Below are 441 nucleotides of genomic sequence, written 5' to 3'. Positions count from 1 at the left end.
GATTTTGGCAGGCGATATCGAGAAAAACATACGCTATCAATTAAAAAAAGTAAATGCGCTATTCCAAAAAAGACATGAGACTAATTTACGATATCTCAATGAATACGTAAATCCGGGGCAAGAGCTTGATGAAGATAATGCGATATTAAATCAAGCACTTTCTGATGCGTTGCTAAACTCCATGGCCTCCCTGATCGACTACTACAGTATCTGCTGCATGTTGAAGCTAGGAGTTCCAGAGGAAAAAATTAAGAAAGTACAATATCGCTCGCTCAGCAATACCTTCATAATTGAAAAAGCCTCTATACCCAAGTCTGAAAAAGACTCAACAACAATCGATACCATCCTCAAGCAATACGCAGAAGCGACTGAAAATAATAAAAACTTCAAATCGCTCATAGGAGATGACTATTGGATTGGCTTTCTAGGGAGGGCTATAAG

General features: G+C 38.5%; 1 protein-coding gene. It reads left to right on the top strand.

Annotated features, from left to right (window positions below; all coding sequences use genetic code 11):
• Positions 1 to 441, top strand: a 441-nt coding sequence (locus ERK18_RS09340; protein WP_187155214.1) for a hypothetical protein, incomplete at both ends; no start/stop codon positions are given.

This window comes from Lactobacillus kimbladii (genome assembly GCF_014323605.1).
GTDB lineage: Bacteria > Bacillota > Bacilli > Lactobacillales > Lactobacillaceae > Lactobacillus > Lactobacillus kimbladii_B.
Note: the sequence above shows the minus strand (reverse complement) of the source record. Positions and strands in the feature narration are given on the sequence as shown.